This window comes from Nocardia neocaledoniensis (genome assembly GCF_003182135.1).
In the GTDB taxonomy this organism is placed as follows: Bacteria; Actinomycetota; Actinomycetes; order Mycobacteriales; family Mycobacteriaceae; genus Nocardia; species Nocardia neocaledoniensis.
Window position 1 is genome coordinate 99,160 of record NZ_QGTL01000010.1, and the last position, 14,324, is coordinate 113,483.

Below are 14,324 nucleotides of genomic sequence, written 5' to 3' on the forward strand. Positions count from 1 at the left end.
CAGGTCACCGGCACATCACGAAGCACACGATGTGGTGCATACACAGACAGGCCACCTACAGTCGAGAAGCGTCCATACCACCACCACCGGGAAGTCCGCCCCTATGCCACACACCGCGCCGAGCACCGCCACGTGCCACGACGCACTGGAGCTGGCCGTCCGCGCACCCTCGGTCCACAACTCCCAGCCCTGGCGCTGGAAGATCACGCGGGGCCGGGTCGACCTGTACGCCGACTTCGGCCGCCAGCTCACCGCGACCGACCCCCGCGCCCGCGCCCTCCTGGTCAGCTGCGGTGCCGCGCTCAACCACCTCGAGGTCGCGTTCGCCATGCTCGGCTGGCGCGCCGACATCGCCCGCATGCCCGACCCGGCGCGCCCCGACCACCTCGCCACCCTCGGTTTCACCCCCCAGCCGCCCACCGACCTCGACATCCGGCTGGCCGCCGCCATCCACGTCCGCCAGTCCGACCGGCGCCGCTACCCGGGCCTGCCCATCCCCACCACCGACCTCCGCGCCATCACCCGCTGCGCCGCCCGATACGGCACCGCGGCCCGGCACGTGCCCGACCCGCTGATCACCCAGCTCGCCGCCCCCATGCGCCGCGCCGCCGACCGCCACGCCACCGACGCCGCCTACCAGGCCGAACTGGCCGCATGGAGCGGCTGCCACGGCGCCACCTACGGCGTCCCCGCCAGGAACGCGCCCGCCGCCCGATCACCCGAGGAAATCCCCATGCGGGTCTTCGCCGGCACCGAACTCGCCGAATTCACCGACGGCCCCGACTCGGCGCACTGGCTCGTGGTCTGCACGCCCCGCGACGACCGCCTCGCCCAGCTCCGCGCCGGCGAAGCGACCAGCGCCATGCTGCTGCAAGCCACCTACCGCGGCCTCGCCACCAGCCTGCAGTCCGAACCCCTCGGCATGCTCGACCTCCGCGACCAGATCCGGGCGACCGTCCTGCGCGAATGCGCCTACCCGCACGTCATGATCCGCCTCGGCGTCATGCCGTTCGCGGCCACGCCGCTGGAATCCACGCCACGTCGACCGGTCACCGACGTCCTCGTGGCCTGAGAAATCGGTTGACGCCCGACAGACCCCGTGTCTAGACCTGTCACCATGCGCATCGGAGTGGTCGGACTGGGAATGGGCCTGTACCTGGCGTCGTGGAGCCGGCGGCTGGGCATCGACGTCGTCGCGGGCTGCGACCGCGACGCACAACGCCGCACCGACGCGGCCGCCGCCCTCCCAGGTGCCGACCTCCACGAGGACTGGACCGCCCTGCTGGACCTCGACCTCGACGGGGTCGTCCTCGCCAACGACTTCGACGAGCACGCACCCCTGGCCATCGCCTTCCTCGACCGCGGCGTCCACGTGCTCTCCGAAGCCGCCGCCTGCGCCGACGAGGACCAGGCGAAAGCACTGCTCGCGGCCGAGCGGCGCTCCACCGCCACCTACTCCTTCGCCGAGAACTACGTCTTCCACCCACACGTCGAACTCCTCCGCGCCGCCGTCGACAACCGGGAGATCGGCCGCGTCACCCTCATCGAAGCCGACTACCTGCACGGCATGTCACCCGAGGACGTCGCCGGCCTGATCGGCGACCCCGCCCACTGGCGCGGCCGCATCGCACCCACCGCCTACTGCACCCACACCCTGTCTCCGATCCTGGCGCTCACCGGCGAACAACCGACCGAGGTCAGCGCCTTCCTCGTCGACACCACCGACGCGCGCACCGCCGCGGTCCTGGTGGTCCGGCTCAGCGGCGGGGGACTGGCCATCGCCCGCCACGGCTTCCTGCAGGGCGAACCCGACAGCCACTGGAGCTGGGTCTCGGTCCGTGGCAGCGAGGGAATCGCCGAGTCACTGCGGGCGCCGGGGGAGCGCGCGTGGTCGGTGCGGGTCCGCAAAGAAGCCTGGACCGCCCCCGACGGTGTCGTCCGCGACGAAGAACGCGCGCCGAAAGCGGTCACCCTGCCCGACGGCACACCCGTCGAGCCGAAAGCTGTCGGCACGGTCCGCATCCTCGAGGGCTTCCGGGCGACCGTCGAACACGGCGCCGCGCCGCTGGTCCCCGTCGGCCCGGCCGTCGCCGCCTCCCTCGTCGGCGTCGCCGGCGCCCGCTCCCTCCGGGAAGGGTCACGCCCGGTGCGCATGCCCGAGCTGTGACCCACCTCACTCACCGCGCCTGTCAGGAATTCGCGCGCTGTCCCGTTCAAGGGACACGCGAACCAGACAGGAGCGAACCATGAAGCACCGCATCGTCATCCTCGGCGCCGGATACGCCGGAGCCTTCTCCGCCGGATACCTGGCCAGGCAACTCCATGCGGACGATTTCGAGCTCACCGTCGTCAACGCCGAACCCGACTTCGTCGAACGGTTGCGCCTGCACCAACTCGCCGCCGGACAGGACCTCCGCCACCGGCCGCTGACCGACATCTTCGCCGGCACCGGCATCCGGCTGCGGGTGGCCCGCGTCAGCGACATCGACCCCGCGGGCCACAGCGTCACCGTCGTCGACGACTCCGGTGTCGACCACATCCACTACGACACCCTGCTGTACGCGCTCGGCAGCACCGCCGCCGTCGACCAGGTCCACGGCGTCGCCGAACACGCCTTCCACGTCGCCGCGCGCCCGGCCGCGCTGCGCCTGCGCCGGCGGCTGAGCGAACTGGGGGAGGACGGCACCGTCCTGGTGGTCGGCGGCAACCTCACCGCGATCGAAGCCGTCACCGAGATCGCCGAAGCCCACCCGCACCTGCGCGTGGGTCTGGCCACCCGGGGCGAAGCCGGTGGCTGGCTCGGCCCGAAAGCCCGACGGCACCTGTTCCGCGCCTTCGACCGGCTCGGCGTCACCGTCCACGAACACACCACCATCGACCAGGTGGACGCGACCGCCGCGATCACCGCGGACGGCACGGGATTCGCCGCCGACGCCGTCGTGTGGGCCGCCGGATTCGCCGTCCACCCGATCGCGGCGGCCAGCGGCCTCGAGGTGCGACCCAACGGGCAGATCGTCGTCGACCGCCAGATGCGATCGGTCTCGCATCCCGACGTCTACGTCGCCGGGGACAGCGCGTTCGTCGTCGGCGACAACGGCCGCCCGCTGCCCATGTCGTGCGCGTCCGCAGGATCGACGAGCATGCAGGCAGTGGGCGCGATCATCGGCGATCGCACCGGCCGCGACATCGCGACCAACGCACAGCCCTACGTCGGCAACCACATAAGCCTCGGCCGCAAGGACGGGATCTTCCAGTTGGTCGACAGCGACGCGCACGCCCGGTCGTGGGCCCTGTGCGGACGAACCGCCGCCCGCGTGAAGACCACCATCCTCGACACCGCCGCGTGGAGTCTGCGCCATCCCACCTTCGGCAGGCCCGGCCACAACTACCGTTCCGTGAGCCGGCCGCAGGTGCCCGGGCTGGTCGCCGGATAGATTCGGGCCCATGGATCTTGCCGCCGTCACCCGATTCGAGGCCAGCCGGACGCGGCTGGCCTCGATCGCCTACCGCCTGCTCGGTTCGGCGGCCGACGCCGAGGACACCGTGCAGGACGCGTTCCTGCGGTGGCACGCCGCCGACCGCGCGTATGTCGACGTCCCGGAGGCCTGGCTGACCAAGATCGTCACCAATCTGGCGCTGGACCGGCTCCGCTCGGCGAAGGCTCGGCACGAACGCGCGGTCGGCACCTGGATGCCCGAGCCGCTCCTCGAGGGCGATCCGCTGCTCGGGCCTGCCGACACCGCCGAGCAGCGCGAATCGGTGACGTTGGCCGTGCTCACCCTCATGGAACGTCTCTCGCCGGTCGAACGCGCGGCCTACGTCCTGCACGAAGCCTTCGCCTACAGCCATGCCGAGATCGCGGACATCCTCGGGATCTCCGTGTCGAGCAGTCAGCAGCACACGCACCGCGCCAAACGGCGCATCGCCGCGGCCCGCATCACCACACCCGCCGATCGCGCCGCCGCCCGTCGCGTGGTGGAGGCGTTCGTCGATGCCGCCTCGTCGGGACGCACCGAACGCTTGGTGGCCCTGCTGACCGATGACGCGACCGGGTTGTCCGACGGGGTCGGGGGACTGGCCGACCCGTTCATCCGGTTCCCGACGCCGCGGCGGCTGGCGAGCGCGGTCCGCGCGGGGTTGAAGCCGTCCCCGGCCAAGTACCAGCTCGCCGGCGGGGCGCCGGCCATTCACGCCGCCGTGGTCAACGGCAGCCCGGCCATGCTCTTCACCCTCGAGGGCCGGGTCCTCGGCATCGCGGTCCTGGATATCCGGGGCGAGAAGATCGCGGAGGTGCGGGGAATTGCCGGGCCCGGTCGAATTGCCCGCCTGGGGGCCGAATGGCAGCGACGAGATCACGAGGCGCCGATCGTCGCCGCATGGTGACCCGGCAGCCGAAAACAATAGGTTTGAAATTCGAGAAAATGGGGTAGGCGGGTCGGCCACGGGGGAGTGTTGTGGGTACATGGAAAGTACTTACCGACCCGCCTGACATGCATTCGTTGACACCGCCCCGGTGGATGGGTGGCGATCTACGGCCGTCGCCGAGTGGCCAGCTGCTGACGCTGTGAACAGCAACGTTTCCGCTAACGTTTCGTGGGGAATTCCGATATCACCTAGTGCAACCACCTTTTCGTCGCCTAACTAGTGGGGGATCCGGGCGGCGGCGGATTGAGCGGAAGGGAGGTGAGTAAAATGGTCGTGGACTTCTTCCAGTGGCTCGCGAGTGCCATCTTCAATTTCTTCATCTGAGTCGACCGCACATTATGACTTTTGGTGGCGTACATTCCGGCGCCACCAATGGTCAGGTGTAGACCGAAGATCGGCTGAACATTCGACCGGGTCGGACCGCGCCGACGGGCGTACAATCAGTAGCCCGAGGCGACAGGAGACGACGATGTCCATACGCGCCACCGGACCAGCGATGATCCGGACCGCAGCGATTGCCGTGGCCGTGGGTTCGGCCGTCCTTTTCGGTGCGGCCGGGCAAGCTGTCGCCGAGGTCGAGCCCGGTCCCTATACGTCGACGACATGGTCGGGCGGCGTCGTGCTCCTGCAACGTGATGCCCGTGTGGAGGGTGGGGAACTGGTGCTGATCGGCCGTTATCCGATTCATTCGACGCCCGACGGCGGCTACGTGGATATCTTTCCCGGCCATCGGGTGGTGATGCACAGCGACGGGCGCGGCGGCTACTCGGGTCCGGCATTCTTCGGCGGCGTGGAGATCGGCGCCATCACGCTGACACCACGCTGATCCAGCCCCTCGCGGATCTTCGCTGCGGGGTAGCGGGGTTGTGCGCGGTGCCGACCTTCTGCGGGCGTTACTTGACATAATGTGCATTATCGGCGTTTGAACGCGGCCGGTCGTGAGGGGTTTGGCAGCATGTTCCTGCATCGTGTGCGACGTTGCGCCCCATGCCTGTTCGGGTCCTCAACTCCGCATCGACCGCGCGCCGTCAGCGCACGCCCGTCTGCATTGTTCCGTCCCGCGGAACCTCGGAACATCATCCACGTGAGGCGCGGGCTCGCTGTGGCGAGTTCTCGACTCTCTGCAAGAATGCCTAGACGGCCCGTACAGCCCTCGTCGGCGCGGCTCGGTGACACTCCCCGAGGCTCGCCCGACTCCAGGGCGCACTCCCCCTCCACTTCCCCAACCCCTCGTTTTGTCACTGTGACAAAACGAGGGGTTGGCGCGGGGTCTCAGGAATACACCTTCTCCACGTCCTCCGCGTACTTCTTCATGACCTCCGCCCGCCGCAGCGACAGCTTCGGGGTCAGCTCACCGGTCGCCTCGGTCCAGTCGACCGGAAGGATTCGAACCTTCTTGACGGCCTCCGCACGGGACACCGACTTGTTCGTTTCGGCGACGGCGGCGTCGATCTCCGCGACGAGATCCGGGTGCTCGATCAGCGTCTCCAGCGGTGTGCCCGCCGGCAGTCCGTGCCGCTGCGCCCAGTCGGGAACCACCTCTGGATCGAGTGTGAGCAGTGCTCCGATGAAGGGGCGACCGTCGCCGACCACCATCGCCTGGCCGATCAGCGGATGCGCGCGCAGTGCGTCCTCGAGCAGGCCCGGTGAGACATTCTTGCCGCCGGCGGTCACCAGGATCTCCTTCTTGCGGCCGGTGATTGTCAGGTAGCCGTCACGGTCGATGGCTCCGAGATCGCCGGTACGGAACCAGCCGTCGGTGAAGGCCGCCGCGGTGGCGTCGGGGTTCTGCCAGTACTCGCCGAAGACCACGGGTCCGCGCAGCAGCAGTTCGCCGTCGTCGGCGATGCGGATGGCGTGGCCCTCGGTCGGGCGGCCGACCGTGCCGACCCGGGTGTTGCCCGGCGTGTTCACGGTGATCGCCGCGGTCGTCTCGGTGAGGCCGTAGCCCTCGTAGATCGGGACGCCGACGCCGCGGAAGAAATGGCCGAGCCGGGCGCCGAGCGGTCCGCCGCCGGAGACCGCGGCCGTGCACTGGCCGCCGAGCGCGGCGCGCAGCTGCCCGTACACGAGCTTGTCGAACAGGGCGTGCTCGAGTCTGCGCAGGAGGCCGGGCCCGCCGTGGTCCAGTGCCTCGCTCCAGGCGATCGCGGCCTCGGTCGCGCGGTCGAAGATCCAGCCCTTGCCGCCCGCGTGCGCCTTCTGCTTGGCGCCGTGGAAGACCTTCTCGAAGACGCGCGGCACGGCCAGGATGAAATGCGGCCGGAAACTGCCGAACTGATCGACGAGGGTGGACCAGTCCGAGCTGAACGCGACGACGACCTTGGCGTCGAGAGCGGCCAGGGTGACCGCCCGCGCGAAGACGTGCGCGAGCGGCAGGAACATGAGGGTCTTGTTGCCGTCGGTGACGAAATCGCTCAGGGCGATGCGGTCGGATTTCGACTCCGCGTAGAGGTTCGCGTGGGTGAGCAGGACGCCTTTGGGGCGGCCTGTCGTGCCGGAGGTGTAGATGAGGGTGGCGGGCGAGCTCGCGCCGACCTCGGCGCGGCGCGTGTGCACGGCGTTGTCGTCGAGGTCGGCGCCGCGCCGGGTGAGTTCGCCGATCATGTCCTGGTCGATCTGCAGGATCTCGCGCAGGGCTGGCAGGTCGTCGAGGGGGATCTGGTCGATGATCGCGCGGTGCTTGTCGCTGTCGACGACGAGCAGCTGGGTGGCGGAGTCCTGCAGGATCCACCTGGCCTGTTCGGCGGCGGAGCTGTCGTAGATGGCGACGGTGCAGCCGCCCGCGGCCCAGATGGCGTGGTCGAGCACGATCCACTCGTACCGGGTGGGCGCCATGATGGCGACCCGGTCGCCGAAGGCGATGCCCGAGGCGATGAGGCCCCTGGCGACCCCGGTGACCGTGCGGGCGAACTCGGCGGCGGTGACGTCGGCCAGGTCGCCGTGGTCGGTCGCGACCTGGAACAGCACCGTGTCCGGGGTCTGCTCCGCGTGCCGGAACACGCTGTCGGAATTGTTCGCGTGTTCCGGAATGGTGTAGGAAGCCGGGGCTTCGAACTCGCGCATCAGTGCCCTTCCACGTGGGGTGATTAGTCGGTGGGTGCGCTACCGCGCGGTCGCCAGCTCGCGGCGGTGGTCCAGACCGAGGCGGTACAGGCCGCGCAGGTCGTAGGTGTGGGTGGCGACGGCGCCGAGCACCAGGCCGATCGCGAGGCCGAGCAGGGTCATCCAGAGGCCCTGGCTCAGACCGGCTTCGAGGCGGCCGTCGAAGAACAGGATGGCGCGCACGGCGAGGTAGATCTGGTGCATGGGTTCGAACACGGCCAGGTCGGCGATCCAGCGCGGGGTGGCTTCCAGCGGGATGGTGCCCGAGGACGAGGGGATGCCGAGGACGACGAACACGATGAGGTTGATCATCAGTCCGGCGGTGCCGAAGGCGGCCATCACCGACAGGCCGGTGACCGCGATGGCGATGATCGCCAGGGTGCCGTAGAGGAACAGCAGCAGGGGTCGTTCGATCGACATGTCGAGCAGTGCGCCGACCGCGAGGAAGGCGGCGGAGGCCAGGGGTGCGCTGATGGCGGCGATCCCCCACTTGATGAGCAGGGTCCGCCAGCGGCTGATCTTGGCGGGTGTGGTCGGTTTGTGCCACGGCCCGTATTCGGCGGGGACGAAGCCGAGGGAGCCGTCGACGAGGGAGTTGATCATCATCGCGCCGCTGAAGCCGACGATCAGCAGGACGAGGGTGTAGAAGAACGCGGCCAGGCCTTGGCCGGTGCCTTCGGGCAGCGGGTGGTAAGCGGTGACGACGACGTCGATGGGCTGGCTGAGCTGCAGTCGCGCGGCGCCGCTGAGCGGCGTGGCGCCGACGGCAGCGCCGACCTGCTCGGTGAGCTGGGTGCCGACGGTGGTGTTGACCTGGGTCATGGCCTGGTCGGCGATGGTCTGCATGATCTGGGCGGCGAGGGTGCCCGCGCGCGGGTTGGTCTGCACGGTGATGATCGGGCGTTCGACGTCGCCGGGGACGATCGAGGCGGCGCCGAGGATGGCGACGCGTTTGGTGAAGTCGCCGGGGATGACGATCGCGCCGTAGACCTCGCCGTTCTGCAGCTGCCGCTGGGCTTCGTTGAGGCCGAGGGGGCGCAGGTCGATCTTGTCGGCGGGGATGTTCTCCCCCAGCGCGGTGGTGATCTGGTCGCCGAGGTTGGTGGGTGTGCCGGCGAGGGTGTCGCCGACGTCCTGGTTGACCATGGCGATCGGGAAGTCGTGCAGGTGCTTCTCGGGGTCGGCGGTGTAGCCGAGGTACATGGTTCCCAGGAGCGCGGCCAGCACGGTGACGAGCGTGATGGGGGCGAACCAGGCGCGCAGGGGCATGCTGCGCTGCGGCGTGTTGTCTGTCATGGCACTGGTCAATGTAGTCAGCGACTACAAAGTAGTCAATGCAAACATTCGCCGCGTGTCGGATATCCTGCTTGCACCATGTCCCTGCACTCGCGCTATCACCACGGAGACCTCCGCGCCGCCCTGCTGCAGCACGCCGAGAAGGCGTTGCGCGTCGTCGGCGCGGACGGGTTGTCGCTACGTCAGCTGGCCCGCGACACCGGCGTCAGTCACGCGGCGCCGAGCAGGCATTTCCGCGACAAGCAGGCCCTCCTGGATGCCCTGGCCGTCACCGGGCTGGAGCGGCTCGGTGAGTGCTTCGAACAGGCCGCGACCGACGGCCCGATCGCGACCCGCCTGCAGACCCTGGCCCGCGCGTATCTGCGCTTCGCCGTGGACAATCCGGAACTGCTGCCCCTGATGTTCGCGCGCAGGCAGGCCTCCACCGCGACGGAGATCCAGGAGGCCGCCGACCGCGCTTTCGCCGTCCCGATCGCCCTCATCGCCGAGGGTCAGGCGGCCGGCGAGATCGTCCCCGGCGATCCCCGGCGCCTCGGCGTCACCGCGATGGCGGCCCTGCAGGGCCTGGCCGCCTTCATCGGCTCGGGCTACACCGCCGACTACGACTCCGAACAACTCCTCGACGACCTCGTCGGCCACCTCACCCTGGGCCTACTCCCCCGCTCCTGAGCGGTGTCCGTGTCAGTTGGTGCCCGCGAGGATGATCGGGCGGTCGTAGCGGGGTTGGGTGGGGCGGTTGCTGTGCGGGAACAGTGCGCGGTAGCGGTCGACATCGGTGAAGGCGACCGGGCTGGGGTCGCGCAGGACGATCCAGGCGACGCCCTCGGTGCACGGCGGGGTGGTCAGCGAGCCTTCGTAGCGGAAGTGGGTGCGGTTGTCCGGCAGGAAGGCACGCGGATAGATGTTGCTGAGCGTCCTGGTGGCGCCGACCCGGTCGGGGGCGGCGGTGAGGACTGCGGTGAGTGGGGCCGGGTCGGTCTGCGCGCGCAGCAGCACCGCGAGCACCGCGAGGCGTCCGGCCTGGTCGGCGTGCACGAGGTGCAGTTCCATGGCGGCCTCGGCGCCGTCGACGGTGTGCTCGCTGGGTAGGTGGAAGTGGTACTGGCGCAACGAGAACGGGGTGCCGTCCACGATGATCCGGTTGCCGGAGTCCGCGGGCACGTCGGCTTGGACGGCATGGCCGTTGTTGGTGAGGGCGGCGGTCGGGATCGGCCGGTAGTCGATCTCGATGTGGTCGGCGGTGTGCGTCTCCGTGGCGCCGGGAAGGTCGACGGGCGATTGGGCGTGGCCGTTTCGGCAGGTCGCGTACTGCTTGTCGAGATCGGCCCAGTGGTCGGGGCCTTCGCGATCGTAGTCCCAGTGCGCGGGGCCGGCGGCGGGATCGGCGCCACCACACCCGGCGACGGCGAGCAGGGCGAGGGCGGCCAGCGCCCCTCGGCGGTTCAGTACGGTTCGATGCGACACCGGCGCGACTCCTCGGTCCAGGGCTGCGCGGCCGGCCCCGGTCGCGGGCGGTCACGCTCTCGGCGCACGCGAGATCAGCGCGGCACCGACCAACTCTGGAACGTCCGATTCGTACCGAATATCCCTCTGGGGCAGGCGATTTCGCGTGCGAGAACCTCAGGCTAGGCCGGTGGGCGCGGCCGGTACCAGGGGTGACGGCGGCGAGATGCGTCACATCGAGTGCCCCTCCCCCGCGATCTTTCGTCCGAGGGAGGGGCGGCCCGGTCAGGCGCCGACGTAATCGGCGAGGTGCTCGCCGGTGAGGGTGGAGCGGGCCGCGACGAGATCGGCCGGGGTGCCCTCGAAGACGATCTGGCCGCCGTCGTGGCCGGCGCCGGGGCCGAGGTCGATGATCCAGTCGGCGTGGGCCATGACGGCCTGGTGGTGTTCGACGACGATGACGGACTTCCCGGCGTCGACGAGGCGATCGAGCAGGCCGAGCAGTTGTTCGACGTCGGCGAGGTGCAGGCCGGTGGTCGGCTCGTCGAGGATGTAGACCCCGCCCTTGTCGGCCATGTGGGTGGCCAGCTTCAGGCGCTGACGCTCACCGCCGGACAGCGTGGTGAGCGGCTGCCCGATGGTGAGATAGCCCAGGCCGACCTCGGTGAGGTGGGTGAGGATCTTGTGCGCGGCTGGAGTGCGGGCCTCCCCCTCGCCGAAGAACTCCCGCGCCTCGTCGACGGGCATCGACAGGACCTCGCTGATGTTCTTGCCCGCGAAGGTGTAGTCGAGGACCTCGGCCATGAAGCGCTTGCCCTCGCACACCTCGCACACCGTGGACACCCCGGCCATCATGGCGAGGTCGGTGTAGACGACGCCCGCGCCGTTGCAGTTCGGGCACGCCCCTTCGGAATTGGCGCTGAACAGGGCCGGCTTCGCCCCGGTGGCCTTGGCGAAGGCCTTGCGGATGTGGTCGAGCAGGCCGGTGTAGGTTGCGGGGTTGCTGCGCCTCGAGCCCTTGATGGGGGCCTGGTCGACGGAGATGACGCCCTCGTCGATCGGGATGGAACCGTGCACCAGCGAGCTCTTCCCGGAGCCGGCGACACCGGTGATCGCGACCAGCACGCCGAGCGGGATGTCGACGTCGACCTCACGCAGGTTGTTGGCCTTGGCGCCGCGGATCTTCAACGCGCCCTTCGGTTCGCGCACCGCATCCTTGACCGCGGCGCGGTCGTCGAAGTGGCGGCCGGTGACGGTGTCGCTGGCACGCAGGCCGTCGAGGGTGCCCTCGAAGCAGATGGTGCCGCCCTTGGAACCGGCGGCGGGTCCGAGGTCGACGATGTGGTCGGCGATGACGATGGTCTCGGGCTTGTGTTCGACGACGAGCACGGTGTTGCCCTTGTCGCGCAGGCGCAGCAGCAGGTCGTTCATGCGCTGGATGTCGTGCGGGTGCAGGCCGGCGGTGGGCTCGTCGAAGACGTAGGTGACGTCGGTGAGCGAGGACCCGAGGTGGCGGATCATCTTGACGCGCTGGGCTTCACCGCCGGACAGCGTGCCCGAGGGCCGCGACAGCGACAGGTAGCCGAGGCCGATCTCGACGAAGGAGTCCAGGGTCTGGCGCAGCGATTCCAGCAGCGGCGCGACCGAGGGATCTTCGACGCTCTTGACCCATTCGGCGAGATCGGTGATCTGCATGGCGCAGGCGTCGGCGATGCTGACGCCGTCGATCTTGGAGGAGCGGGCCTCGGCGGACAGGCGGGTGCCGTCGCAGTCGGGGCAGGTGCCGAAGGTGACGGCGCGTTCGACGAAGGCGCGCACGTGCGGCTGCAGCGCTTCGACGTCCTTGGACAGCATGGACTTGCGGATCTTGGGGATCAGGCCCTCGTAGGTGAGGTTGATGCCGTCGACCTTGATCTTGGTGGGTTCCTTGTAGAGCAGGTCGGCGAGCTGCTTCTTGGTGTACTTCTTGATCGGCTTGGCCGGGTCGAAGAAGCCGCTGCCCTTGTAGATGCGGCCCATCCAGCCGTCCATGCTGTAGCCGGGGATGGTGAACGGGCCCTCGTCGAGGGATTTGTTCTCGTCGTAGAGCTGGGTGAGGTCGATGTCGTTGACGGTGCCCTTGCCCTCGCAGGTCGGACACATGCCGCCGGTGATGGAGAAACTGCGGCGTTCCTTGACGGTGACGCCGTTCTTCTCCACGGCGACGGCACCGGACCCGCTGATGGAGGCGACGTTGAAGGAGAACGCCTGGGAGGAGCCGATGTGCGGGTCGCCGAGGCGGCTGAACAGGATGCGCAGCATCGCGTTGGCGTCGGTGACGGTGCCGACGGTGGAGCGCGGGTCGGCGCCGAGGCGGGACTGGTCGACCAGGATGGCGGTGGTGAGGCCTTCGAGGACGTCGACGTCGGGGCGCGACTGGGTGGGCATGAAGCCCTGGACGAAGGCGCTGTAGGTCTCGTTGATCAGGCGCTGGGATTCCGCGGCGATGGTGCCGAAGACCAGCGAGCTCTTGCCGGACCCGGAGACGCCGGTGAACACGGTGAGCCTGCGCTTGGGGATCTCGACGCTGATGTCGCGCAGGTTGTTGACCCGGGCGCCGTGTACCCGGATCAGGTCGTGGCTGTCGGCCGGTTCCACGGTCGGGGTGGTGGTTTTCGTGGCCGTGCTCATGGGTCTCCTAGGTCGTTCGGCGTCGCCGGTCGATCGTAGCGGCGGGGTCCGACTTACTTGGCCTGCTGAATTCGGATCATGTTGCCCGCGGGATCGCGGAAGGCGCAGTCGCGCACGCCGTAGGGCTGGTCGGTGGGTTCCTGCACGACCTCGATGTCGCCGGCCTGGAGCTTGGCGAAGAGGCCGTCGAGGTCTTCGGTGGCAAGGTTGACGCCGGCGTAGGTGCCCTTGGCCATCATCTCGGTGATGACGCGGCGTTCCTCGTCGGTGATGCCGGGGTCGGCGGCCGGCGGATGCAGCACGATGGCGGTGTCGGGCTGGTTCTCCGGGCCCACGGTGATCCAGCGCAGGCCGTTGTAGCCGACATCGTTGCGGACCTCGAACCCGAGCGCGTCGCGGTAGAAGGCGAGGGCGGCGTCGGGGTCGTCGTGGGGCAGGTAGGTCTGGTGAATGGTGATGTTCATGGCGACCACGCTAACGGCCGCTGATGGTCGGTGCTTCTCGATTCCTGATCGGTCTGGTCACCTTCTTGGCCACGCACGACGGCATGCCCTCGGTGGCTTCGGCTTGTTGCTGCCGGTAGACGCTGGGCGGCACGCCGACGAGTTCGGTGAAGCGGGTGCTGAAGGTACCCAGCGAGGACGAGCCGACGGCGAAGCACACCTCGGTGACGCTCATGTCGCCGCGCCGCAGCAGCGCCATGGCGCGTTCGATGCGGCGGGTCATCAGGTAGGAGTACACGGATTCGCCGTAGGCGGCCCGGAACTGCCTGCTCAGATGCCCCGCGGAGAGGTGGACGCCGCGGGCGAGCGCTTCGACGTCGAGGGGCTGGGCGTATTCGCGGTCGATCCGGTCACGCACGCGCCGGAGCAGCGCGAGATCCCTGAGGTGCTGGGGCCGGTCCGGTGTGCTGGTCACCTGCGTGATCGTCTCATGACGGGGCGGATTCGCCCAGCCCGGTTACCGCTCAGCGATCGTGTCGGCGCCGCGGGCGGCGGCGATCCGAGCGCGGAAGTGCGGGCAGCTGCGGAAGTCCTCGGCGTCGCAGTCGAGGACGTGGGCGACCGCGTCGAGGGCGGCCCTGGTGCGGGCCAGCTGTTCGGTGAGGCGGGTGTGGTGTTCGCGCAACACCTGGGTGCGGGTGGCCCGGTCGGGTGTCCCCGCGAACAACAGGGCCAGATCGTCCAGGGACAGGCCCGCCTTCTTGCCGAGGACGATCATGGCGATGGTGTCGAGGTCGGTGTCGCGATAGCGGCGGCGGCCCGCGGCGTCGCGGTCGGGGCTGAGCAGACCGCAGTCCTCCCAGTGCCGCAGCACGTGGGCACCGAGACCGAAGTGGGCCGCCGCCGCGCCGATCGTGAAGTGGGAGCCCGTCATTCGTCGAA

At 69.4% G+C, this 14,324-nt stretch carries 13 protein-coding genes; 6 read left to right on the forward strand and 7 right to left on the reverse strand.

Annotated elements, in window-relative coordinates; genetic code table 11:
• Positions 1-103 precede the first annotated feature (103 nt).
• From DFR69_RS24320 to DFR69_RS24340, 5 genes are all read left to right on the forward strand, one after another.
• Positions 104-1,072 (forward strand): Acg family FMN-binding oxidoreductase, encoded by a 969-nt coding sequence (locus DFR69_RS24320; RefSeq protein ID WP_110039946.1) that lies wholly within the window; start codon positions 104-106, stop codon positions 1,070-1,072.
• A 45-nt stretch (positions 1,073-1,117) separates the two neighbouring features.
• Positions 1,118-2,167, forward strand: a complete 1,050-nt coding sequence (locus DFR69_RS24325) for a Gfo/Idh/MocA family protein (protein WP_110039947.1) — start codon at positions 1,118-1,120, stop codon at positions 2,165-2,167.
• Between the two features lie 79 nt (positions 2,168-2,246).
• Positions 2,247-3,434 carry an NAD(P)/FAD-dependent oxidoreductase gene (locus tag DFR69_RS24330; RefSeq protein ID WP_110039948.1) on the forward strand — a complete coding sequence of 396 codons (1,188 nt, stop codon included), beginning with the start codon at positions 2,247-2,249 and terminating at the stop codon, positions 3,432-3,434.
• Between the two features lie 10 nt (positions 3,435-3,444).
• Positions 3,445-4,383, forward strand: coding sequence for a sigma-70 family RNA polymerase sigma factor (locus DFR69_RS24335; protein ID WP_110039949.1), 939 nt, complete (start codon positions 3,445-3,447; stop codon positions 4,381-4,383).
• A 511-nt stretch (positions 4,384-4,894) separates the two neighbouring features.
• Positions 4,895-5,251, forward strand: coding sequence for a hypothetical protein (locus DFR69_RS24340; protein WP_110039950.1), 357 nt, complete (start codon positions 4,895-4,897; stop codon positions 5,249-5,251).
• A gap of 446 nt (positions 5,252-5,697) precedes the next feature.
• On the opposite strand, the gene DFR69_RS24345 is transcribed toward DFR69_RS24340, so the two are convergent.
• The gene (locus DFR69_RS24345) at positions 5,698-7,491 is read right to left on the reverse strand and encodes an AMP-dependent synthetase/ligase (RefSeq protein WP_110039951.1); all 1,794 of its coding nucleotides are present in this window, start codon (positions 7,489-7,491) and stop codon (positions 5,698-5,700) included.
• Between the two features lie 39 nt (positions 7,492-7,530).
• Positions 7,531-8,826 (reverse strand): YhgE/Pip domain-containing protein, encoded by a 1,296-nt coding sequence (locus DFR69_RS24350; protein ID WP_244198435.1) that lies wholly within the window; start codon positions 8,824-8,826, stop codon positions 7,531-7,533.
• A gap of 78 nt (positions 8,827-8,904) precedes the next feature.
• On the opposite strand from DFR69_RS24350, the gene DFR69_RS24355 reads away from it, so the two are divergent.
• Entirely contained in the window at positions 8,905-9,495 is a 591-nt protein-coding gene (locus DFR69_RS24355; RefSeq protein ID WP_110039952.1) for a TetR/AcrR family transcriptional regulator, read from the forward strand.
• Between the two features lie 12 nt (positions 9,496-9,507).
• Here the strand turns inward: DFR69_RS24355 and DFR69_RS24360 are convergent, their stop codons facing one another.
• The 5 genes from DFR69_RS24360 to DFR69_RS24380 form a co-directional block, all read right to left on the reverse strand.
• Positions 9,508-10,290 (reverse strand): carbonic anhydrase, encoded by a 783-nt coding sequence (locus DFR69_RS24360; RefSeq protein ID WP_110039953.1) that lies wholly within the window; start codon positions 10,288-10,290, stop codon positions 9,508-9,510.
• Positions 10,291-10,554: 264 nt separating this feature from the next.
• Positions 10,555-12,939, reverse strand: coding sequence for an ATP-binding cassette domain-containing protein (locus tag DFR69_RS24365; RefSeq protein WP_110039954.1), 2,385 nt, complete (start codon positions 12,937-12,939; stop codon positions 10,555-10,557).
• A 53-nt stretch (positions 12,940-12,992) separates the two neighbouring features.
• Positions 12,993-13,403 carry a VOC family protein gene (locus DFR69_RS24370; RefSeq protein ID WP_110040091.1) on the reverse strand — a complete coding sequence of 137 codons (411 nt, stop codon included), beginning with the start codon at positions 13,401-13,403 and terminating at the stop codon, positions 12,993-12,995.
• 10 nt (positions 13,404-13,413) lie between these two features.
• Complete coding sequence (locus DFR69_RS24375; RefSeq protein WP_110039955.1) at positions 13,414-13,857, reverse strand: helix-turn-helix transcriptional regulator; 444 nt, start codon at positions 13,855-13,857, stop codon at positions 13,414-13,416.
• A 42-nt stretch (positions 13,858-13,899) separates the two neighbouring features.
• Positions 13,900-14,316, reverse strand: a complete 417-nt coding sequence (locus DFR69_RS24380) for a MerR family transcriptional regulator (RefSeq protein WP_110039956.1) — start codon at positions 14,314-14,316, stop codon at positions 13,900-13,902.
• Positions 14,317-14,324 lie beyond the last annotated feature (8 nt).

Coding starts and splice junctions, on each gene's coding strand:
- DFR69_RS24320 (WP_110039946.1), top strand. CDS start 104: ATGCCACACACCGCGCCGAGCACCGCCACGTGCCACGACGCACTGGAG.
- DFR69_RS24330 (WP_110039948.1), top strand. CDS start 2,247: ATGAAGCACCGCATCGTCATCCTCGGCGCCGGATACGCCGGAGCCTTC.
- DFR69_RS24370 (WP_110040091.1), bottom strand. CDS start 13,403: ATGAACATCACCATTCACCAGACCTACCTGCCCCACGACGACCCCGAC.
- DFR69_RS24350 (WP_244198435.1), bottom strand. CDS start 8,826: ATGACAGACAACACGCCGCAGCGCAGCATGCCCCTGCGCGCCTGGTTC.
- DFR69_RS24340 (WP_110039950.1), top strand. CDS start 4,895: ATGTCCATACGCGCCACCGGACCAGCGATGATCCGGACCGCAGCGATT.
- DFR69_RS24335 (WP_110039949.1), top strand. CDS start 3,445: ATGGATCTTGCCGCCGTCACCCGATTCGAGGCCAGCCGGACGCGGCTG.
- DFR69_RS24365 (WP_110039954.1), bottom strand. CDS start 12,939: ATGAGCACGGCCACGAAAACCACCACCCCGACCGTGGAACCGGCCGAC.
- DFR69_RS24355 (WP_110039952.1), top strand. CDS start 8,905: ATGTCCCTGCACTCGCGCTATCACCACGGAGACCTCCGCGCCGCCCTG.
- DFR69_RS24380 (WP_110039956.1), bottom strand. CDS start 14,316: ATGACGGGCTCCCACTTCACGATCGGCGCGGCGGCGGCCCACTTCGGT.
- DFR69_RS24345 (WP_110039951.1), bottom strand. CDS start 7,491: ATGCGCGAGTTCGAAGCCCCGGCTTCCTACACCATTCCGGAACACGCG.
- DFR69_RS24325 (WP_110039947.1), top strand. CDS start 1,118: ATGCGCATCGGAGTGGTCGGACTGGGAATGGGCCTGTACCTGGCGTCG.